This is a genomic window from Anaerohalosphaeraceae bacterium, from assembly GCA_037479115.1.
Lineage (GTDB): Bacteria > Planctomycetota > Phycisphaerae > Sedimentisphaerales > Anaerohalosphaeraceae > JAHDQI01.
Genome location: JBBFLK010000005.1, coordinates 124,442 through 145,950, shown reverse-complemented (window position 1 = coordinate 145,950; position 21,509 = coordinate 124,442). Strand labels below are relative to the sequence as shown.

Annotated in this window: 23 protein-coding genes; 19 read left to right on the top strand and 4 right to left on the bottom strand. The window is 54.3% G+C overall.

Features of this window, described 5'->3' with window-relative positions; genetic code table 11:
• Nucleotides 1-160: 160 nt before the first annotated feature.
• The 3 genes from WHS88_04115 to WHS88_04105 all read right to left on the bottom strand — a co-directional run bounded on the left by WHS88_04115 (nt 161) and on the right by WHS88_04105 (nt 2,857).
• Entirely contained in the window at nt 161-472 is a 312-nt protein-coding gene (locus WHS88_04115; protein MEJ5259358.1) for a hypothetical protein, read from the bottom strand.
• Nucleotides 473-547: 75 nt separating this feature from the next.
• Nucleotides 548-1,171 carry a hypothetical protein gene (locus WHS88_04110; protein ID MEJ5259357.1) on the bottom strand — a complete coding sequence of 208 codons (624 nt, stop codon included), beginning with the start codon at nt 1,169-1,171 and terminating at the stop codon, nt 548-550.
• Nucleotides 1,172-2,377: 1,206 nt separating this feature from the next.
• The gene (locus WHS88_04105) at nt 2,378-2,857 is read right to left on the bottom strand and encodes a thioesterase family protein (GenBank protein MEJ5259356.1); all 480 of its coding nucleotides are present in this window, start codon (nt 2,855-2,857) and stop codon (nt 2,378-2,380) included.
• 150 nt (nt 2,858-3,007) lie between these two features.
• Between WHS88_04105 and murD the strand changes: the two genes are divergently transcribed.
• The 19 genes from murD (at nt 3,008) to ruvB (ending at nt 20,785) form a co-directional block, all read left to right on the top strand.
• Nucleotides 3,008-4,372 (top strand): UDP-N-acetylmuramoyl-L-alanine--D-glutamate ligase, encoded by a 1,365-nt coding sequence (murD, locus tag WHS88_04100; protein ID MEJ5259355.1) that lies wholly within the window; start codon nt 3,008-3,010, stop codon nt 4,370-4,372.
• A gap of 262 nt (nt 4,373-4,634) precedes the next feature.
• On the top strand, nt 4,635-5,000 hold the full coding sequence (locus tag WHS88_04095) for a PilZ domain-containing protein (protein ID MEJ5259354.1): 366 nt from the start codon (nt 4,635-4,637) through the stop codon (nt 4,998-5,000).
• A 109-nt stretch (nt 5,001-5,109) separates the two neighbouring features.
• Nucleotides 5,110-5,649, top strand: a complete 540-nt coding sequence (locus WHS88_04090; protein MEJ5259353.1) for a cob(I)yrinic acid a,c-diamide adenosyltransferase — start codon at nt 5,110-5,112, stop codon at nt 5,647-5,649.
• Between the two features lie 26 nt (nt 5,650-5,675).
• The gene (ispD, locus tag WHS88_04085; protein MEJ5259352.1) at nt 5,676-6,437 is read left to right on the top strand and encodes a 2-C-methyl-D-erythritol 4-phosphate cytidylyltransferase; all 762 of its coding nucleotides are present in this window, start codon (nt 5,676-5,678) and stop codon (nt 6,435-6,437) included.
• A 92-nt stretch (nt 6,438-6,529) separates the two neighbouring features.
• Nucleotides 6,530-7,336, top strand: a complete 807-nt coding sequence (locus tag WHS88_04080; GenBank protein ID MEJ5259351.1) for a hypothetical protein — start codon at nt 6,530-6,532, stop codon at nt 7,334-7,336.
• Between the two features lie 95 nt (nt 7,337-7,431).
• On the top strand, nt 7,432-8,337 hold the full coding sequence (locus tag WHS88_04075; protein ID MEJ5259350.1) for an endonuclease/exonuclease/phosphatase family protein: 906 nt from the start codon (nt 7,432-7,434) through the stop codon (nt 8,335-8,337).
• Nucleotides 8,338-8,341: 4 nt separating this feature from the next.
• Nucleotides 8,342-9,772, top strand: coding sequence for a tRNA lysidine(34) synthetase TilS (tilS, locus tag WHS88_04070; protein MEJ5259349.1), 1,431 nt, complete (start codon nt 8,342-8,344; stop codon nt 9,770-9,772).
• A gap of 140 nt (nt 9,773-9,912) precedes the next feature.
• Nucleotides 9,913-10,959, top strand: a complete 1,047-nt coding sequence (gap, locus tag WHS88_04065) for a type I glyceraldehyde-3-phosphate dehydrogenase (protein ID MEJ5259348.1) — start codon at nt 9,913-9,915, stop codon at nt 10,957-10,959.
• A 110-nt stretch (nt 10,960-11,069) separates the two neighbouring features.
• Nucleotides 11,070-12,311, top strand: a complete 1,242-nt coding sequence (locus WHS88_04060) for a phosphoglycerate kinase (GenBank protein ID MEJ5259347.1) — start codon at nt 11,070-11,072, stop codon at nt 12,309-12,311.
• Nucleotides 12,312-12,382: 71 nt separating this feature from the next.
• Complete coding sequence (gene rpe, locus WHS88_04055) at nt 12,383-13,066, top strand: ribulose-phosphate 3-epimerase (protein MEJ5259346.1); 684 nt, start codon at nt 12,383-12,385, stop codon at nt 13,064-13,066.
• Between the two features lie 5 nt (nt 13,067-13,071).
• A complete protein-coding gene (gene accD, locus WHS88_04050) occupies nt 13,072-13,920 on the top strand; it encodes an acetyl-CoA carboxylase, carboxyltransferase subunit beta (GenBank protein ID MEJ5259345.1) in 849 nt (282 codons plus the stop codon).
• A gap of 124 nt (nt 13,921-14,044) precedes the next feature.
• Nucleotides 14,045-14,623, top strand: a complete 579-nt coding sequence (locus WHS88_04045) for a hypothetical protein (protein MEJ5259344.1) — start codon at nt 14,045-14,047, stop codon at nt 14,621-14,623.
• 251 nt (nt 14,624-14,874) lie between these two features.
• A complete protein-coding gene (hisC, locus tag WHS88_04040) occupies nt 14,875-15,930 on the top strand; it encodes a histidinol-phosphate transaminase (GenBank protein MEJ5259343.1) in 1,056 nt (351 codons plus the stop codon).
• Nucleotides 15,927-16,511 carry an imidazoleglycerol-phosphate dehydratase HisB gene (gene hisB, locus WHS88_04035; protein ID MEJ5259342.1) on the top strand — a complete coding sequence of 195 codons (585 nt, stop codon included), beginning with the start codon at nt 15,927-15,929 and terminating at the stop codon, nt 16,509-16,511. Before hisC ends, hisB begins: the two co-directional genes overlap by 4 nt.
• Complete coding sequence (gene ispF / locus WHS88_04030; GenBank protein MEJ5259341.1) at nt 16,511-17,014, top strand: 2-C-methyl-D-erythritol 2,4-cyclodiphosphate synthase; 504 nt, start codon at nt 16,511-16,513, stop codon at nt 17,012-17,014. Before hisB ends, ispF begins: the two co-directional genes overlap by 1 nt.
• 23 nt (nt 17,015-17,037) lie before the next feature.
• Entirely contained in the window at nt 17,038-18,519 is a 1,482-nt protein-coding gene (cysS, locus tag WHS88_04025) for a cysteine--tRNA ligase (GenBank protein MEJ5259340.1), read from the top strand.
• Nucleotides 18,516-19,025 carry a crossover junction endodeoxyribonuclease RuvC gene (ruvC, locus tag WHS88_04020; protein MEJ5259339.1) on the top strand — a complete coding sequence of 170 codons (510 nt, stop codon included), beginning with the start codon at nt 18,516-18,518 and terminating at the stop codon, nt 19,023-19,025. Before cysS ends, ruvC begins: the two co-directional genes overlap by 4 nt.
• Before the next feature lie 37 nt (nt 19,026-19,062).
• On the top strand, nt 19,063-19,713 hold the full coding sequence (gene ruvA / locus WHS88_04015) for a Holliday junction branch migration protein RuvA (protein MEJ5259338.1): 651 nt from the start codon (nt 19,063-19,065) through the stop codon (nt 19,711-19,713).
• A gap of 22 nt (nt 19,714-19,735) precedes the next feature.
• A complete protein-coding gene (gene ruvB / locus WHS88_04010) occupies nt 19,736-20,785 on the top strand; it encodes a Holliday junction branch migration DNA helicase RuvB (GenBank protein MEJ5259337.1) in 1,050 nt (349 codons plus the stop codon).
• Here ruvB and recO read toward each other — a convergent pair.
• Complete coding sequence (gene recO / locus WHS88_04005) at nt 20,782-21,507, bottom strand: DNA repair protein RecO (GenBank protein MEJ5259336.1); 726 nt, start codon at nt 21,505-21,507, stop codon at nt 20,782-20,784. The two genes, ruvB and recO, sit on opposite strands and share 4 nt — an antisense overlap.
• Between the last annotated feature and the right edge of the window lie 2 nt (nt 21,508-21,509).

Here is a 21,509-nt window from a genome sequence, read left to right as displayed (position 1 = left end):
CTACCTTTCCGGTTCAGTTTTGGCTGTTGCATTATAGAAAAATACCGGTATTTTGCAAGGAATATGCTCTCCCGTCGGCCTGATTTCTGACCCGGAAGACAACAAAAAGATTTTCTGGGGCCTAACAGACCTTGTATGTCTTGTTTTTCGACGGCGGGAATTATCTACCGGTGGAGACCGGCGTGGGACTTTCTTGAATGATGTTCAGCAAATCCCGGTGAATCTGCCGCCAATCCTGATTCAGATTGATGGTCCTGAAGGCAATCCGATGTCCCCCGATGGTGCATTCCTCGTCCAGTTCCTGCCGGACTGTCGGATACAGAAGCATCCCTTCGCAGGTCTGGTTCACCCCGCCCCGGCTTTCCAGATTCTTCACGTAGGCAAACAATTGATAAAGATTGGCCGAGCGAATCTTTTCCCGGTCATAGTGGATTTCTAATGCGTCCCGGTAGTATTTTGTGTCGATTACAATCTTGCGGGTCGCTGACTCCTATGCCTCGTTTGAAGGAAACGTCATCTAAGGAGGTTTTAATATCTTGTTTTTCTCTTAAGATTTTTTTCTTGTGGACTTCACAGGAGCAAACGTATAGGCATGAACCTTATCGTCTCTTTGTTCCTTCATATGAATCAGATAAACGTTAGGGTCATTCACTAAATGTAGAAGGTGACAATTCAGCAGATTTACAATTTTGCCAAGCCAGATTGTTATTTGTTTTTCGTAATAATCATAATCAGTTTTGGTACCAAACGGATTGTCTGCATGCACAATTTTACTACATTGGGCATAAACACGAATAAAATCTTCTTTTGTAAGATAACCATCTTGAATGGCGACCCACTCAGTTTTTGAATCGGGAACAGGAATCTCTTTTATTGGTTCTGGATAAAAATTTGGATTGATTTTCTCAAGTTTCTTAAGGATATCGCGGGCATTCCAATGTTTATGAAAGTCTTTGAATTGTCTTGAGTACTCTTTTTCATTGGCAACAAGGGAAGCGAGAGCAATTAACTCGATAATTTTTCTTAATTGAAAATACATGCATTCCAAACTGGTTGCACGATACGGAGTATAACATCCACCCATTAAGAAACCACGTATTACAGTATCTCGTTTTTTTATTTCCTCCATGAGAGCACAATAGCGACTTAATTTATCTTTGCTTTTTTTCATAACCACAACAAAAATGTTTATGCATTATTTTCTGTTTCCGGTAAGTAGCCTTGTCGAGATGTATTACAAGCCATTTCATAACCTTCTATATGGTTCGTTTTCAGTGTTAAAACGCCCTTTTTGGAGGTTATGAAATGGGCTGTAGTAATTATAGAGGGTTCTGTCCTACACTGTCAAAGTATAATGGAATCTGCTTTACGGTGATTTTTATTCTTTTTATTGTCATCCGTCAAAACTCCATGACTCTTCTTTCCAACATACAATCAATACAGAAAAAGTATCTGCAATTACCCACGCAGTAACTACTGCTCCAAATGAAGTTTGTTTTGAGGAAAAGGTATGTCAATCTGTGTAAATCCGTGGTTTTTTCATAATTATTCCGTCTCCTTTTTCAACCCAATTTCCGCTGTTCTTGTTTCGAGAATCAGGCAATCTCCCCCTGATTTTTTATTCCCCTTCTTCTTGAGTTCTTTTTAAAAAACAAAAAAAGCAGAACACCTTTTGAGGTCTGCTTTCTTTATTTTCAATTCGAAAATGATGCGGTTTTTCAGCGGGCTTTTTCAGAGCAATTCGCGGTCTTTCTTAAAATCCTTTTTCTCATTTCTCCTTCCGGCGGGCCTCGTCCCTTCGCCTCCGATTCTCCCGTGTGCGGGTACGGGTCAATGATGTCTTCTTTGAGCGGCATAATCCCATCCTTTTCTGCGTTATCGTTCTTGACCTCGTTTCCTCGTCTATGAAAAGCATACAAAATAAATCCGCCGCTTCCAAATCGAACGCTCGGTGCTCACAGCTGTTTCTGGAAGCGGCGGGTCGCGGCCGGAAAGGGCAGGCAGCGGAAGAGGTGCTCGAAACGGAAACGGACCTGAATGAGTGCAAGTTTTTGTCATAAGAATCACGGGAATAAGGGTTAAGAAATTTAAGAAATCCTGCCGCCTACGCCCAAACGAACGTTCCAGTTGTGTTTCCGGCGGCCCGCGTCCGCCCTCAACCGCCAAAACCAGCTCAACTTTTCTTGTGCTTATGGTCATCTGTTTTCCCCCAGTTCCTGACTTGTTATACAAGCGTGAGTATAGCAGAATGCGGGTTGGTTTTCAAGAAAAGTTTAAGAAGAAGTTAAGAAAATCAGTCCGTTTGTTTAAAATATGGGCCTGTATGTTAATATCCGGCTTTTTATAAGACGTTTCGCTTGTTTTCTTAAAAAATTTTTTAAGATTTTTCTTCGGGTTCTTCTTCCGGATACATAAATGACGGCATCCGGCGAGGTTTTCCGTCTTTGTCCACACATGCCAGGATGCTGGTGCCCTCGGCCAGCAGGACCCCTGTGCTTTGCCGAACCAGCCGATAGCTGTGCTCCACCCGGGCACTGGTAATCCGGGTGCAGGTGGTAATTAAATCCAGTTTCTCATCATAAAACGCAGGCCGGCGGTACTTTACGTTCAGTTCCGCCACAACAAAATAAATCCCGTTCTTTTCCAAATCGCTGTAGGCAAGGCCATTTGCCCGCAGCAGTTCCGTCCGCCCCATCTCAAACCATACCGGATAAACCGTATGGTGAATAACCCCCGACTGGTCCGTCTCACAATAGCGAGGAACGATGGTGATGGTATGGGTTTGGATTTTGGTGCAGTCCGGAAAGGTTTTTACTTCCGGAGCCGGAAACTCATCGGTTCTCGGTTTCACTCGCATTTCTGGTTTCCTCTTACTCTTGCTGGCAAAACATCTTGCGGCATTGTCTCTTGAAGGCGGCTTTTCTTCAAGCCCCATTTTTTCATTTTCAACCCGGTTTGTCCGATGGTATCTTTAAGGCCCGTTTTTGAAAAGAAAGGGATATCTTTTGTGATTGAATTGAAAGACAAACGTGTTGTTGTTATGGGGTTAGGTTCGTTCGGCGGCGGACAGGACAGCGTCCGTTTTGCCTGTGAACAGGGGGGACGCGTTACGGTCACGGATCTTGCTGATGAGGCCAAACTGCGCGAGACCATCGATTCCCTGCGTTTCCTGCCGATTGTCTGGCATCTGGGCGGCCATTTGGAAGAGGATTTCCGCACGGCCGACGTGGTGATTGTCAACCCCGCCGTGCCGCCGGAGAATCCTTTCCTTCAGATTGCCCGCCAAGCCGGGGCCGTCATCACCTCGCAGGTAGAGTTGTTTTTTGAGCGATGCCCCGCCCGGATTGCCGCCATTACCGGCTCCAACGGCAAAAGCACAACCACCGCCTTAACGGCCCACCTGCTCGAAGCCGCATCTGCTTCTGAAAACTGGGCTTATGGAAAAGTTTACTTAAGCGGCAATATCGGCAATCGTCCGCTTTTGGGGCTTCTGAAGGACCTGACGGAAAAGGATATTGTCGTTCTGGAAATCAGCAGTTTCCAAATCGAACAGTTGTCCCAATGTAAGCGGGGGGCTGATGTTGCTCTTTTGACAAATTTAAGCCCCAACCACCTCGACCGCCACGGGACTTTCGAGGCCTACGCGCACGCCAAAAAAATCCTGTTTGAAAACCAGCGGCCCAATCCGGCTTTTCCGCCTGCTGCGGTTTTTAACGCGGAAGACCAAACCGGTCTTCAATGGTTTGCAGAGTATTCGAGGCAGGATTTTCGCCGCTGTTTGCTGTTTAAGGTTGAGGATATTTCTGAGGAATACCGCCGTGTTTTCCGCCTGCCCGGACGGGTGAACCTTCAAAACCTCGCAGCGGCTTTGACGATTGCGGATGTTTTCGGGGCGGATAAGAAAAAGCTGCGGGAGGCGGTTTCGTCTTTTCAGGGGCTTGAACACCGGATGCAGTTTGTGGCCGAAATCGACGGGGTCCGCTGGTACAATGATTCGAAGGCGACGACACCGGTCAGCACGATGGCCGCCCTGAACGGCATCGAAGAGCCCAAGATTTTAATCGCTGGGGGGTATGATAAGCATATCGGCTTCGAAGAGCTCGGCCGATGCATAGCAAATCGCTGCAAAGCCGTCGTTCTCATCGGGCAGACTGCCGACAAAATCCTCGATGCGGTCAAAGCGGCAGGCCCTTCAAAAACAGTTGTTCAAAAAGCCGCATCAATGGAAGAAGCAGTGCTTTTATGTTCTCAAACGGCACAAAAAGGCGATGTTGTCCTGATGAGCCCGGCCTGTGCCAGCTATGATATGTTCAAAAACTATCAAGAGAGGGGGAACGTTTTCCGTCTGGCGGTCCTGAACCTTCAAAAATAGCAGTTATCAGACCACAAAACAGGATTGGCGAAATTTTTTGAAATCTGAACAAAACACTTCCGGAAAGTTTAGTTCCGGATAAAAAATCAAAAATTACGCTCAAAATCCGCATAATCCTCAAAACCCATGTGAATTTTTCTTTTTTTTTCAATTTTCCGAATTCTATAGGGACAATTCTTCCATTAACCGGCCCTTCTTTTTCTCCGACAGACTGTCTAAGCAGAAACGACAACGAGAAACGGCAGAATGATTGGAGGTTTTTATGGAATCGATGGTGGAACGAAGGGCTGAAAAACGGTTACGCTACAGCTGGCCGGTCTGGTTTGCCGAGGATTATGACGACATTCTTACCCAGGGCCAAATGATTGATATTTCCAGCAGCGGAGCGGCCTTTTCCTGTTATTCCGACCGCTGTCCCAGTCCGGGTGAACATATCACGGCCCGCTTCAGCATCCCTCAGTTTTCGGAGGATGAAACATTCGGGCTGGCGAATTTTATCCGAGACGGACGAATCTGCCGTGTGGATCAGTTAGGGCCTTTTTTGCGGAGAGTAGCCGTCCAGTTTTCGGAGCCCCTTCCGTTTAAGCCCGCCGAAAGCCAGCCTGTTGAACAATTTATGGTTGTTTAACGGCTCAATAATATCGAAAGCTTTTTCTGAAGATTCCAAACGCCTGTCGGTCTAACTGACAGGCGTTTTTTTTCTTTTCTAAACACCGCATCAGGTCTATGATGGCGGCATGCTGGAAAAAGGACTTGTACAGATTTACACCGGTGACGGGAAAGGCAAAACGACGGCTGCTCTCGGGTTGGCTTTGCGGACGGCGGGCCACGGCGGGCGCGTTCTGATTTATCAATTCCTCAAGCCCTCTTCCCTGAATCTCGGGGAACGAGCCGGGCTTCAGAATATCGGGAATATCACGCTCTTGGCTCTGGATGAACCATGGGATATGTTTGAATCGATGGGAAACCAGAGGGCCATGGAACGAATTCGGACGGCTGTCGGCAAAGCGCTGAAGAAAATTCAGACCGCTGCCCATGAGCGGTATTATGACCTGATTATTTTGGATGAGATTGTTTTTTGTCTGTCCAAAGGACTGGCTTCGATGGATGATATCCGTCAGTTGCTGGCCAATCGAGACCCTTGTGTGGAGCTGGTGCTGACCGGACGCGGTGCCTCGCAGGAACTGATGGATATGGCAGACCTGGTGACGGAGATGAAATCCGTCAAGCATCCGTTTGAGAAAGGCATCAGTGCCCGAAGGGGAATCGAATATTAAGCGGAGATGCAAGGGGAAGCAGGTTGATGGATACGGAGAAGAAACCTTTGGGGAAAACAGTTGGAGTGATTATCTGTGCGGCCGGAGCCAGTGCCCGGTTTGGGGGCGACCGAAAGAAACCCTTTGTGGAAGTGGCGGGGCGGGCGGCGTTTCTGCGCAGCATCGAGTTTTTCGCCAATCGCGATGAAGTCAAACAGATTCTTATGGCCATTTCGAAGGAAGATGAAGAACTGGTGACGGTCAAGTGGGGTTCGACCCTGGCCTTTAACGGGGTCAAGCTTTGCTTCGGCGGTGCGGAGCGTTTTGAGACGGTTTCCAGGGCTCTGGAAAAAATTCGTCCGGATATTGACCTGATTGCCGTCCATGATGCCGTCCGGTGCTGTCTGACGGCCGACTGGGTGGACGCTGTTTTCCAGAAGGCCGCCCAGACTGGAGCAGCCATTCTTGCCTGTCCGGTCAATGGAACCCTGAAACGGGTTCAGAAAGGCGTCGTTTCCGAGACGGTGGACCGGGAGAATCTCTATGAGGCCCAGACACCGCAGGTATTTGATGCCAAACTGCTTCGGGAGGCCTATGCCAAAATGGGCAATCTGGGAAAGATGAAGATTACGGATGATGCTCAACTGGTTGAGGCGCTCGGTCATAAAGTCCACGTCGTCGAGACGGACTTTACGAATTTGAAGATTACCCGCAAAAGCGATTTGCCGCTGGCGGAGGCCATTATCAACTCCAGACCCAAGCCGAAACCCGAAGGGCCGATCGGGCCTTACATTGAAGCCCAGTGGTAAAGGGCGAAGGGGCTGATTGTCTTGACAATCGATTTGAACGTGGTATGGTAGGAAAAAATAAAAACGGCGAAACGGGTTCGAAAGGAACAAATATGAAAACGATGGTATCGGCGGCAATTGCAGCGGTTGTTACGGCAGGATTCCTGAGCGGCTGCAGCAATCCTCGTGTAGCGGATGTGCATTTGACAGACAGCGACCTGGCTCGGATTCAGCAGGGAGTCCTAATGCCCAACGCCCGTGAGGTGGATTATGTGGAGCAGCTGGCGGCGGCGCGGGAGGGATACAAAAAATCTCTGCTGGATTTGATTGCCTATTATGAATCGACCGGCAATGCGACCAAGCTTCGCTGGGCGCGCACGGAGCTGAGGACGTTTGACCAGGCGGTCCGCTACAATTATTTGATGCCGGGGGAGTGGCTGCCGGTGAATCTGTCGGCGTCGGAATCCATTCCTGAGGCGGATAAGCTGTATGAACAGGGAATGAGTCTGTATCGCCAGTCCGGCGGGTTGATTATTGTCGCCAATGAAGCGATTCTGCGGCAGGCCCTGCAGCTGTTTAACCAGGTCATCACTAATTATCCGACCAGCGACAAAATCGATGATGCCGCGTATCGTGCGGCCCGGATTTATGAGTATCTGCGGAATTATGAGCTGGCGGCCGTGCTGTATCAGCGGACATTCCAGTGGAATCCGGAGACCCGTTATCCGGCCCGGTTTCGAGCGGCTTATGTGCTGGACCGGCGCCTTCGGATGCGGGCGGATGCCCTGGCGCTTTACCGGCTGGCTGTGGAGAAAGAATCGATGTACGTAAACAATACGGAATATGCGATTGAACGCATCAAGGAGCTGTCCACGCCCAATCCGAGGTCGGCGCCGGACTTCCGAATTCAGGGAGATTAGCATCGTCGTGAAATCCGACTGATAATAGCGGGTCTGTTCAGGGATGGGCAGGCCCTTTTTTATTGGAGTGCCGGACGGTCAAAGAGGACAAAAAGATGCGAATTTTGATGTGGAGCGGGATACTTGCCGCCGCCTTTCTGGGCTGCGAAAAGGGTTCGGAAAGGATGGACAGGGCGGCTTGCAGTTCGATTCAGCCCGATACGCTGAAGGCGGTTACGTTTAATATTCGCTACGGCACGGCGGATGACGGCCCCAACCGCTGGGACCGCCGCAGGGAGTCGGTTTTTTCGCTGCTGTCGGAGTATGGGGCGGATGTGCTGGCCCTGCAGGAGGCCCTGGATTTTCAGGTCGAGCAAATCGGGCGAGCCCTGCCGGCTTATGACTATGTATTCGTCTGCCGGGATGATGGGAAACGGGCGGGCGAATCCTGTCCGATTTTTTACCGCAAAGACCGCTTTGAACGGCTGGAAGCCGGCACCTTCTGGTTCTCGGATACTCCGGACATCCCCGGGTCCAAACACTGGGGCAATCAGATTCCCCGCATCTGCACCTGGGTTTGCCTGCAGGAGCGGATGAGCCGCCGGCCGCTGTGGGTTTATAATGTTCATCTGGACCATCAGTCCCAGAGTTCTCGGGAAAGAAGCATTCGGCTGCTGGCAGAAAGGATTGCTTCTTTGCCGGCGGGTTCGGCGGTGATTGTGCTGGGCGATTTCAATATGGAATTGTCAAATCCGGCTCTGGAGCCGCTGTTGTCCGAAAAAGAACTGCATCTGAAAGAGGCCTGGCAGACACTCTACCCGGACCGGCAGCCCGTCGGCACATGGCATGATTTCGGACGGCGGTTCAATACGGCCAAAATTGACCACATTCTCATCCCGCAGGGCCTTGCTGTGCTTGAGGCCGAAATTGACCAGCGGACATTTGAGGGACGCTATCCGTCCGACCATTTTCCGGTTTGGGCGGTGATTCAATGGCCCCTCAAGTCTGCAGAAGTGAACTGATTTTATGGACTGTTCGGCCTTACAGCTGGAAAACGCGGTTGCCGAGTGGATGGGTCAGTGCGGGCTGCTTTCGCCCGGAAGCCGGCTGCTGCTGGCTGTATCCGGCGGGGCTGATTCGATGGCGATGCTCGAGGTGCTTGTGCGTCTGAAACAAGGCGGTGTCCTTGATGCAGAATTTGCCGTCGGGCATGTGAATCATCAGCTTCGCGGGGCGGATTCAGAGGCGGACTGCCGATTTGTTCGGGAGCAGGCAGCTGCAAGAGGCCTGCCGTTTTTTTCCTGTTCTGTTGACGCCGCCGCTTATGCCCGGCAGAACCGCCTTTCGGTTGAGACGGCTGCGCGGGTGCTTCGGCTTCGGGCTCTGGCCCAAATGGCCCGCGAATGGAAAGCGGATGCAGCGGCGGGGGCTCATCAGCAGGATGACCTGCTGGAAACGCTCATTTTTCGCCTGCTTCGCGGGACCGGTTTTCGGGGGCTGTGCGGGATTCGGCCTTCATCGGTTCTGGAAGGGGTTCGTTTTATCCGTCCGATGCTGGCCGTCAGCCGCCGTCAGATTCTTGACTATTGTCAGGAAAGAAACGTACGTTGGCGGGAGGATGCAACCAACGCCGACCCTCAGTTTGCCCGCAACCGGATTCGGCACGTCCTGCTGCCATGGCTTCGTCAAACCGCCAGGGGTAATCTTGATACGGACCTGCTGCGGCTGGCCGAAATCTGTCGGCGGCTGTTTGAGAAAATCGAGCCGCAGGTCCGAGCCGGATTTGGGGCCGCCGTATCGGTTGAGCCGGATGGTTCACTGAAACTGAACCGCACGGCCCTGCAGGACATCAGCCCGATTGTTTTGGGAGAGATTGTCCGAGATTGTCTGGAGCATTTGAATGCAGGCCTTCGCGATTATACCGGCCGACATTATCGACGGCTGTTTGAGAGTATTTATCGGCCGGGGCGGAGGTGTTTTCATCTGCCGAATGGAATTGAGTGCCGCACGGGTGAAACAGCGATTGTTCTTCGGCGCCTGCCGCAGTCAGACGAGGCGGGTATCCATGAACCGGTGATTCTCCAGCCCGGACAGAGCTGTCAATTCGGCCCCTGGCGGATTACGGCGGAGGTTTTGGAAGCAGAGGGCAGGCAGCAGCAGACTGCTTCAAAAGGTCCGACATCCTGGACTGAATTTTTTGATGCAGACAGAATCGCAGGGCCGCTCCGGATTCGGATGCGCAAGCCGGGGGACCGCTTTGTGCCGTTGGGGATGAGTCAGTCCAAAAAGGTCGGCAAATTTCTGACGCTCTCCAAAGTCGATTCCACCCTGAAAAAACAGGCATTTATCGCAGAAGATTCTCAGAAAATCCTATGGCTGGCCCCCCTTCGAATCTCCGAAGAGGCCAAAATCGGTCCGCAAACAACCCGAATTCTGAAAATATCTATATCCAAATAGGATATATCTATTATATGTTTTGGGGGAATTTGTTTCTTGACAAACGGCCCTCCAGGTCCTACAGTACCGGCTTTGTCGGTTGTTCCCTGCGCCAAACAGGGTGTTAAAAAACGGATTCCTTTTATATAAGGAGACTTTCGATGGCGATAAAGGTCGCAATTAATGGATTTGGCCGGATCGGCCGGCTTGTTTTCCGGGCTTTGGTGGAGCAGAACCTGCTGGGGTCAACGTTTGATGTGGTGGCCGTCGGGGATATTGTACCGGCCGACAATCTGGCGTATCTGCTCAAGTTTGATTCGGTTCAGGGCAAGTTCAACGCCCAGATTGATTCGAAGAAGTCCTCGCCGGACAAGGCCGATGATGACGTTCTGATTGTCAACGGCAAGGAAATCAAAGTCGTCAGTGCCAAGACGCCGGCCGAGCTGCCCTGGGCGCAGATGGGCGTTCAGCTGGTCGTGGAGGCAACGGGCTTATTCACCGCGGCGGAAAAGGCGCAGGGCCACATTACCGCCGGTGCCAAGAAGGTGCTGATTACCGCTCCGGCCAAGGGTGAGGACATTACGATTGTGATGGGAGTCAATGACGACAAGTATGACCCCGCCAAGCACCATATCATTTCGAACGCCTCCTGCACAACCAACTGTCTGGCGCCGGTGGTGTATGTGATTCTCAAGGAAGGCATCGGGCTGGCGGAAGGCCTGATGACGACGGTTCATGCCTATACAGCCACGCAGAGAACGGTGGACGGCCCCTCCAAGAAGGACTGGAAGGGCGGACGGGCCGCGGCTCAGAACATTATCCCGTCCACAACCGGTGCCGCCAAGGCCGTCGGTCTGGTTCTGCCGGAAGTCAAGGGCAAACTGACCGGTATGGCGTTCCGGATTCCTGTGCCCACAGTGTCCGTTGTGGACCTGACGTTCCGGACCGTTCGGGAAACATCGCTGGATGAGATTAAGGCCGCGATGAAGAAGGCCAGCGAAACCTATCTGAAGGGCATTCTCGGCTATACGGAAGAAGAAGTGGTTTCCAGCGACTTTATTCACGACCCGCGTTCGTCGATTTTTGATGCCGGCGCCTCGGTGGAACTGAACAAGAATTTCTTCAAGCTGGTCAGCTGGTACGACAACGAATGGGGTTATTCCTGCCGCACGGTGGACTTGATGGTCAAGATGGCCAAGAGTCTTTAACGGCTCGGCGTAAGAATTGAAAAAAAAGACGGAAGCCCGCGGCTTGTTCGCGGGTTTCTGTCTGATAAGGCAAGGCAGGATGGACAGCATCCTCAGGAAAGGGGAAAACCATGGCAAAAAAAACAGTGGCGGATATTGATGTACGAGGCAAAAAGGTCCTGATGCGGGTGGATTTCAATGTCCCGCTGGACAAAAAGACAGGCAAGATTACCAACGATGCGCGGATTCAGGGGGCACTTCCGACGATTCAGCACGTTCTGAAAAACGGCGGCAGTGTGATTCTGATGAGTCATCTGGGCCGGCCGGAGGGTGAATATGACCCCGCATACTCGCTGGCGCCTGTAGCCAAACGGCTCGGTGAGCTGCTCGGCAAAGAGGTGATTTTCACGAAGGACTGCGTCGGTCCTGAAGTCAAAGAGAAAGCCGCCAAACTGAAGCCCGGTGATGTGATGCTGCTGGAGAATGTCCGGTTTCATAAAGAGGAAGTCATCAAAGACAAGGCTGCCAAGGAAGACCCCCAGCTTCGCAAGGCCAAGGACGATTTTGCCCGTCAATTGGCGGAACTGGGCGATGTGTACGTGGACGATGCGTTCGGAACGGCACATCGGGACAACGCCTCGATGTACACGGTTCCGATGATGATGGAAGGCAAGCCGCGGGTTATCGGCTTCCTGATTGAGAAAGAACTGAAGTATCTGGGCGAAACCATCCAGAATCCGGAGCGGCCCTTTGCGGCGATTTTGGGCGGGGCCAAGGTCTCCGACAAGATTGGTGTGATTGAGAATCTGATGAAAAAGGTGGACCGGATTCTGATCGGCGGGGCGATGGCTTATACCTTTGCCAAGGCCCTCGGCCGGCGCGTCGGTGCCAGTCTGTGCGAGACGGATTTTGTGGAAAAGGCCGATGCACTGATGAAGGAAGCCGAGAAAATCGGCTGCGAACTGGTGCTGCCGGTTGATACGGTTGTGGCCAAAGAATTCAAGGCCGGCGCCGAGCACAAAGTTGTCGAAGGGGATATTGAGGACGGCTGGCAGGGGATGGATATCGGCCCCAAGACCTGCGCGCTGTTTGCCTCCAAACTTCAGGGGGTCAAGACGATTGTCTGGAACGGCCCGATGGGGGTCTTTGAGATGCCTCCGTTTGACGCCGGCACCAAGGCGGTGGCCGAAGCCGTAGCCAAGGCCACCCAGCAGGGCGCCCGCAGCATTATCGGCGGCGGCGACAGCGCCAGTGCCATTGTCAATATGGGACTGGAAAATCAGGTCAGCCATATCTCCACCGGCGGCGGCGCCAGTCTGGAGTTTCTCGAGGGCAAGAAGTTCAAGTGCCTGGAGATTCTGGACGAGAAGTAGACTCGAGTCTTTTTCAGCCGACCGGTTTCGCCGACAAACGGCGGAACCGGCGGTTTTTTTGGAGTGTTTCTGTGGCAGGACGACTTCCAAAGCCCGGAACCATCGAGGTGGCCCCCTCTATTTTGAGTGCTGATTTTGCCAATCTTGCCTCGGAGATTCGGCAGGTTACGGATGCGGGGGTCCGCATCGTGCATATTGATGTGATGGACGGCCATTTTGTGCCGAATCTGACCATCGGACCGCCGGTGGTCAAATGGATTCGCCGCTGCACCCAGGCGATTCTGGATGTTCATCTGATGATTACGGACCCGCAGCGGTATGCCAAGCGTTTTGTGGAAGCGGGGGCCGACCATATCACATTTCATATTGAAACAGTTCGGGAGCCGGTTCGGATGATTGAGGAGCTTCGCCGGATGGGTGTGACGGTCGGTGTGACGCTGAACCCGGCAACGGCGGTTGATTCGATTCTGGATGTAGTTCCTCTGTGTGATATGGTTTTGGTGATGACGGTGGAGCCGGGCTTCGGCGGTCAGGAGTTTATGGATGCGGCGGCCCGAAAATGTATCCCGCTGCGGGAGAAGTTCGGGGATTCGGTCCGAATTGAAGTGGACGGCGGCATCAATCCCCACACTGCCCCCATTGTGGTTGGGTATGGAGCGGATACCTTAGTGGCCGGCCAAGCCGTTTTCGGAGAGCCGAACCGTCCGGAGGCCGTCCGAAACATTCTGCAGGCTGCACTATGCGGGAAACGATGAAAACTATGGCCAAAGAAAAGAAAAAAAAGGGATGGAACGGTTTTTCACTCCGTCCGCGAAAGGAAATGCCGGAAGGGCTCTGGCTGGCCTGTCCCGGATGCAGTCAGATGCTCTTTCGAAAGACGGTGGAGGAAAACCTCCATGTCTGCCCGGAGTGCAATTACCACTTCAGGATTGACGGTCCGACCCGGATTGCCCAGCTGGCGGACGAAGGAAGCTTTGAGGAACTGGGGGCGGAGCTGGCCAGCAGCGACCCGCTCAAGTTTACCTGGGGCCAGCAGAAATATCAGGACCGTCTTCGTGTGGACCCGACGGACAGCAGGACCCATGAAGCGATGCTGGCGGGCAAGGCCTTCATCAAGGGCCGGCCGGTGATGCTGGCGGCGATGAATTTCAGCTTTCTCGGCGGCTCGATGGGGATGGTCGTCGGGGAGAAGTTCTGCCGTGCTGTGGACCGAGCCATTGAAGAAAAGCTGCCGCTGGTGGTGGTCAGCTGCTCCGGCGGCGCCCGCATGCACGAAGGGGTGGTGGCCCTTCAGCAGATGGCCAAGACCAGCGCCGCCCTGGCCCGCTTTGATGAAGCCGGCGGTCTTTATATTTCCCTTCTGACCGACCCGACCACCGGCGGAGTGGCCGCCAGTTTCTCCATGCTCGGCGATGTGATTATCGCCGAACCGGGAGCGCTGATTGGGTTTACCGGCCCCCGCGTCATCCAGCAGACCATCAAAATTGAGCTGCCCGAGGGATTCCAGCGTTCGGAGTTTCTGCTCGAGCACGGTTTTATCGACATGATTGTTCATCGAAAAGACCTCCGCAGCGAAATCAGCCGACTGATCGACTACTGCGAGAAGTAAAGGATTTTCTTCCTGCGGTTTCTCCTTTTTGGGTTCCTTTCCCGCCGCCGGCGGTGTTTTCCTGCAATAGGAGCGATGTGGGCGGCGTCTGTACAGGCAGAAAGACACTTCTTTTGGAAAGGAAATGAGTATGAAAACCGCCGCCGTTTTAGTCGCTTTCTTTTTGTCGGCTGTCTGTCCTCTGTATGCGGAGGGACCGTTGGCACCGGCACCGCAGCCCCAACCGCCGAAGCAGATATCTTCAGAACGTCAGCAGCAATTGGAGCGGTTGTTTCAAAACCTTCAAAAGGCCTATGAAGACAAAGATTTTCAGCGGATGGAGCGGCTGCTTCGCCGGGACGCTCTGAGCCGAATCTCTCCGGAACGAAGGGGGGGATGGCGGGCATTCGGACAAGGCCCGCGGGGACTGCAGAACCGTTTTTCGATGCCGCAGGCAGGCCCTCGCCGCTGGGCCGGACGGAATCAGTTCGGCCGTCCGGGCGGCCGCTTCCTTCCCGAAGCGGGTCCGTCTTTTCGTCCGATGGATGTCCCCAATCGATGGGTCTATCGCGGGCGTCCGTCTGCTGAATTCGACAATCCGCGATGGGGACGGCCGGACGCTCCTGCCCCCGCGCGGCCCCGCTGGGCTCCTGAACCGGACCAGTGGAATAGGCCATGGCGTTTCCGGCGACCGATGCCCGCCCCCGATTTTCGGACTGATTGACAATTTCAAACCAGACACCTCCTCTGGTTTTTTCAAGCCCGCCGCTGCCTCCCGGCGGGCTTTTTTCTGTCCTGAGCAGGCAGCAGCAATAGGTTTTTTCCGGTACGATTCACCGGCCCGGCGGCAAATCCGGCACGGCGGTTTTGTCTTTTCACGATTGTGCGGCGGCCGAGAAGGGGGCTTTTTCAATTTCCGTCTTTTCTTTTGCCAAGGGGGATTTTATAATTTCCGCCGGAAAGGATAGCGCAGCGATGGGATATTTTCGGGATTGTATTGAACAAATGGAGGGCTACACGCCCGGCTTTCAGCCCAAGGCCGCCGATGTGGTCAAGCTGAACACCAATGAGAATCCGTATCCGCCTTCCCCGAGGGTTTTGGAGGTGCTTCGGCGGTTTCCGCCGGAACGTCTTCGCCGCTATCCGGAGCCGCTGGGCGATACATTTCGGGCGGCGGCCTCGTCTGTTCTGAACATTCCTCCTGAACAGATAATCAGCACGAATGGAGGCGATGACCTGCTGGCCATCTGCACCCGTGCTTTCTGCGATGCCCGGCGCCCGATGGCGTATCCTCAGCCGACCTATTCGCTCTATCCGGTTTTGGCGAAAATCCAGGGCTGCCCGGCCGTGGAAATCCCTCGCGAGGGGGACTGGCTCGGCGAGCTGGCCCGCATCAATGCGCCGCTGACGATTGTCTGCAACCCGAATGCCCCGACCAGCGACTTTGTGCCTGTCGAACAGCTGGAGCGTCTGGCTTCGGCCTTGTCCGGTGTTTTGCTGATTGACGAGGCCTATGCGGATTTTGCACCCGATAATGCCCTGCGGCTCGTTGCCAAACATGACAATGTGATTGTGCTTCGTTCCTTCAGCAAGGGGTATTCACTGGCCGGACTTCGTTTCGGTTTCGGCGTCGCTCAGCCGGCGATGATTCAGGGACTGCTCAAGGTCAAAGATTCCTACAATGTCGATGCGGTGGCGGCGGCGGCGGCCGCTGCGGCCATTATGGACCAGCCCTATTTCCGGGCGAATGTCGAGCGGATTGTGCAGGAGCGCACCCGGCTGACGGAGTCGCTTCGTCTTCTGGGCTTTGAAGTTCCGGACAGCCAGACCAATTTCGTTCTGGCCCGCTGTGCGGAAAGCTCCGCCGAAGGCATTTATAAGGCGCTGACTGAAAAAAACATTTATGTCCGATATTTTTCTCTGCCCGGACTTTATGACAAGCTGCGGATTACCGTCGGCACTCCGGAGCAGAACAAGATTCTCGTAACGGCTTTGCGAGAGATTCTTTCCCAAAAAGGAAAACGCGTATGAAAAAACGCACGGCTTGCGTCCAGCGGAAGACGAATGAAACGGACATTTCCGTTCAGATGAATCTGGATGGACAGGGCGGGTATGAAATCAGCACCGGTGTGGGGTTTTTTGACCATATGCTCTGTCATTTGAGCAAACACAGCGGGATTGATTTGACGGTTCAGGCACGCGGGGATTTGCAGGTGGATGCCCACCATACCGTGGAAGACGTCGGGATTTGTCTGGGGGAGGCCCTCGGGCAGGCCCTTGGTGAAAAGCGGGGCATTGCCCGGTTCGGCCATGCGGTTGTTCCGATGGAGGATGCCAAGGCCGAGGTGAGCGTGGACCTGTCGGGCCGAGCGTATCTGGTTTATCGAGTTCAATACACCTCCGAGAAAATCGGCGATTTTGATGTCCAGTGCGTCGAAGAGTTCTGGCGGGCGTTTTCCACGGCAGGCCGGCTGAATCTGCATATTGAGGTGCCTTACGGCGTCAACAGCCACCATATTGCGGAGGCCGTTTTTAAAGCGGTCGGTCAGGCCCTCGGCCAGGCCGTCCGCATTACCGGAAACCGCATCCCAAGCACCAAAGGGACTCTTTGATGGATTTGCAGTACGAATATCGAACGGGAATCGGAACGGATATTCATCGGCTTGTGCCGGAGCGCCCGCTGAAGCTGGGCGGAATTGAGATTCCGTTTGACCGCGGTCTTTTGGGGCACAGCGACGGCGATGCCGCTCTCCATGCCCTGATGGATGCCCTCTTGGGGGCCGCCGGTCTGGGTGATATCGGAATGATGTATCCGGATACCGCCCCGCAGTGGAAGGATGCCGACAGTCGAGCGCTGCTGCTGGGGGTCAAGGAGCGGCTTGAAAAAGACCGCTGGGAGCCGGTAAATATTGATTTGATTGTTCATGCGGAAGAACCCAAACTCGGTCCCTTCAAGGGGCAGATGCGGCGATGCATCGCGGGTCTTTTGGATATTGATTTTGCCTGTGTGAATGTCAAGGCCAAAACCAACGAAGGCCTCGGCGAAATCGGGCGGGGAGAGGCAATTGCCGCTACGGCCGTCGTCCTGCTTCGCCGCCGCATCAAGGGGCTTTGAGCCGTACAGCAGAGGAAATCTTTATGGCGTTGAAACTGTATAATACACTCGGTCGGAAGGTTGAAGAGTTCAAACCGCTGCACGAAGGGCAGGTCGGGATTTATGTCTGCGGACCGACGGTCTATGGGCATGCCCATCTGGGCCATGCGAAAAGTTATGTGAGTTTCGATGTGCTCATTCGGTATCTGCGCTTTTTGGGGTATGCAGTAACCCATGTCCAGAATATCACCGATGTCGGCCATCTGACGGATGATGCGGATGCCGGCGAGGACAAAATCGGCCGACAGGCCCAGCGCGAGCGCAAACATCCGATGGCGATTGCCGAATTTTATACCCGCAGCTTCTTTGAGGATATGGATGCCCTCAACTGTCTGCGGCCGGACATCAGCCCCCGCGCTACCGGACATATCCCGGAGCAGATTGAGCTGGTTCAGACGCTGCTGGAAAAAGGATATGCCTATGAGGTCAACGGCTCGGTGTATTTTGATGTGAGCCGCTGGCCGTCGTACGGCCGGCTGTCCGGGCGAAATGTGGAAGAGATGCTGGCCGGCGCCCGGGTGGAGGTCAATCCGGAAAAGCGGCATCCGGCGGATTTTGCGCTCTGGAAAAGGGCCGAGCCGGGCCACATTATGCAGTGGAACAGTCCCTGGGGCCGCGGCTATCCCGGCTGGCACCTCGAATGCTCCGTGATGAGTATGAAGTATCTGGGGCCGACGATTGATATTCACGGCGGCGGCATTGAGAACCAGTTTCCGCACCATGAATGCGAAATCGCCCAGTCTGAAGCCGCCAACGGTCAGCCGTTTGTCCGCTACTGGCTCCACCACAATATGGTTACGGTGGACGGCCAGAAGATGGGTAAAAGTCTGAACAACTTCATCACGCTCAAGCAGATTTTCAAGGAAGGCCATCCGCGGCTGAGCCGAACCTATCCGCCGATGGCCGTTCGCCTTTTGATTCTCCAAAGCCACTACCGCAGCCCAATTGATTTTTCGGATGCAGCTTTATCGGCGACCCTGAGCGGATATGAGAAGATTACCGATGCGGTTTCGACGGTCCGAAAGCGTCTGGCCAAGGCGCCGGCCGGACCGGCCGATGCGGACCTGCTCGAGCAAATCCGCCGGCTGGAGAAGAAGTTTTTTGAGGCGATGGATGATGACCTGAATACATCGATTGCCTTGTCGGTTTTGTTTGAACTGGTTCGAGCGGTCAACGCTCTGGCGGACAAGACGAATGTGTCCGCGGCAAGCTGGCAGGCCCTTCAGGATGCATTCGTTCGGCTGGGAGAACAGATTCTCGGCCTTCGATTTGAGGAGCCCGTTTCCGGCGGCGGGGCGGATGAGGAGCTGCTCGATTTTCTGATTGGTCAGCTGATTGCGCAGCGGGCGCAGGCGCGTGCCCGAAAAGATTTCGCCGAGAGCGACCGCATCCGCGACCAGCTGGCCCGCTTCGGCATTATTCTGGAAGACAAGCCGGGCGGCGTTACGACCTGGAGACGGCAATGAGAATCCTCGGCATCGACCCGGGATTGAATCTGTGCGGGTATGCAGTGATTCAGGCGGAGGGGGGCCGGGAGCGTCTGCTGGAGGCCGGGGTGATCCGCACGGAGGCCCGGCGCTCTCTTGCGGAACGACTGGTGCAGATTGCCGCCGATTTTTCGTCTTTGCTCGAACGCTTTGAGCCGGATTTTGTTGCGGTGGAGGAGCTGTACGCCCATTATCAGCACCCTCGAACAGCTATTTTGATGGGGCATGCCCGGGGAGTGATTCTGCAGCAGGCGGCCGCCGCCGGAGCCGCCGTGAAAAGTTATTCGGCGACGCGAATCAAAAAATCGCTGACCGGAAACGGCCGGGCGGGCAAAGCACAGATGCAGCGGGCTGTTCGTTCGTTGCTCGGTTTGACGCAGATACCGGAGCCGCCGGATGTGGCTGACGCCGTTGCGGCGGCCCTTTGCTGTGCTTCGGAAAATCAGCAGGCGGAAATAAGATATTTGGCGGCCAAAAAAAGGTAAGACGGACAAACGGTTTTTTCATGGAGTTTTTTTCTTTTTGGGTTCTTCTGTTGATACGATGATAGCCCGAATCGAAGGAAAACTGGTTGCTCTCGAAGAGGACAAGGGGCTGGTGCAGGTCGGGTCGGTCTGCTATGAGGTCCTTCTGGCCGGCTATGCCGTCAATGCCCTCAGCGGTTCCATCGGGACCACGGTAACGCTTTCCACCCTCGAGTATTTTGAAGGGTCCCCGGGCGGCGGCAATCTTATTCCCCGTCTGGTCGGGTTTTTATCGGATGCCGAGAAGGCGTTTTTTGAACGCTATACGAGTGTGAAGGGGATGGGGATAAAGAAGGGGCTCAAATCGCTGGCCATGCCGGTCGGGCGGATTGCCGATGCCGTCGAGAACGGCGATGAAAAGTTTCTGGCGACGCTGCCGGGTATCGGCAAACGGATGGCACAGGTGATTATTGCGGAACTGAAGGGCAAGCTCGGCCGGTTTGCCGTATCCGCCGGCGGTGAAGAAAAACCGCAGACGGCTTTCAAGGTATTCCAGATGGAGGCCCTCGAGATTCTGATTGCCTGGGGCGAAAAACGCGCCGAGGCCATGGAGCTGATTGAGCTGGCCTGCAGGAAACATCCGGAAATCCAGACGGCCGAGGAGCTGGTTCCGCTGGTGTATCGAATCAAGCAGGGCACGGAAGTGTGAACAGCTATTTTGACGGGTTTTTATGGTGATTGACCGAGTCTTAAGCAGAGATTCACGGGGCGAAGGGGAGGAGCAGTTCAACTATGCCCTGCGTCCGAAGCGGCTGGAGGAGTGCATTGGGCAGGACAACGTCCGTCAAAAGCTGTCTATCGCCATTGAGGCCGCGCGAAAGCGGGGGGAACCCCTCGAACATATCCTCTTTTACGGCCCGCCGGGTCTGGGCAAAACGACGCTTGCCCATGTGATTGCCAACGAAATGGGGGCGGCCATTCGCGTCACTTCGGGCCCGGCTCTGACCAAACAGGGCGATGTAATGGGGCTTCTGTCCAACATCGGCACCGGTGATATTCTCTTTATTGATGAAATTCATCGGCTCAGTACGCCGGTTGAGGAGTTTCTGTATCCGGCTATGGAGGATTTCAAGGTCGATTTTACCGTGGACAGCGGTCTGCACGCGAAGACCATCAATTTCCCCCTCAAACGCTTTACGCTGATTGGTGCAACGACGCGGGCCGGGCTTTTAAGTGCCCCCCTGCGCGGGCGTTTCGGGATTCTGCATCATCTCGAATTTTACAGCCCGCAGGAGCTGACGCAGATTCTCCGGCGTTCAGCGGTGCTTTTGAATCTTCAGGCCGACGACGGCACCCTCGAATTAATTGCCCAGCGCAGCCGCGGCACCCCCCGTATTGCCAACCGGCTTCTCAAACGCGTGCGGGATTATGCCCAGGTCAAGGGGGCCGGGCGGCTGACCGCAAAAATCGTTTCGGATGCCCTGCGGATGGAACAAATCGACGAATTAGGACTGGATGAGCTGGACCGGGCCTTTCTGCGGGCGCTGGCGACTGTCTATGGAGGGGGGCCGGCGGGCATTGAAGCCCTGGCGGCTACGCTCGGGGAGGAACGCGATACGCTCGAGGATGTTGTGGAGCCCTATCTGCTTCAAATCGGTTTTGTCCGACGCACCAAACGCGGGCGGGAAATTACCCCGGAGGCGTGCAGGCATTTGGGGCTGAAAATCTCCTCCCCGAAAGGGACGGTCCCGCAGAAAGAGTTGTTTGAAGAAGACGTTTAGTCCGGCTTGGATTTCAGCGGACGGCCTGTCAGTTCCCGGAAGTGGTAAAGCAGAAGCCCCTCGATTTCCTGAACGGTTTTCTCATCGGCGTTTTTCAGCTGTTTCAAATCAGCCAGGGCGGCGGCCGCCGGCGGACTGATTCGTTTTTTTTCGGCAAACGCCCCTTCGCAGTCCGGACAAAGCAGGCCGTTCTGATGACTGGAAAAATAAATCCATTTCCAGTGCCGTCCGAAGGGATGCGGTCCGTTCACACACCGGTCCAGCACCGGTGCCAGGCCGATTTCCGCCAGCAGCAGCATCTGATACAAAATCAGCCGTATCCGAATCTGCCGTGCATCTGCGGCTTCCTGTACGTCCAGCAGAAACTGACGCAGGCCTTCAAAAAGCCGGGGGTGGGGGTCCTGCGGCTGAGTCAGTTTTTCGGTCAGTTCCGCCGCCGGCAGGGCGGCATTGAGCGTTTCCAGCCGCCTCCGAAGCCCCAGAAACAGCGGCTGCTGAGCAAATTCCGACAGGACAGCCAGCCCCTCCTGTCGGCCGGGGACATAGACAATGGTTCCATAAGAAAAGACCTCGATGGGACCGTCAAACGGATTTTTGGGGCGACGGGCCCCTTTGGCGATTGCCGAAATCTTGCCTCCGGTTTCCGTGAAAAAAACGGCAATCTGTGAGCTGTCTGAATAGGCAGCCGTCCGCAGACAAATGGCTTGGTCCTTCTTTTGCATGA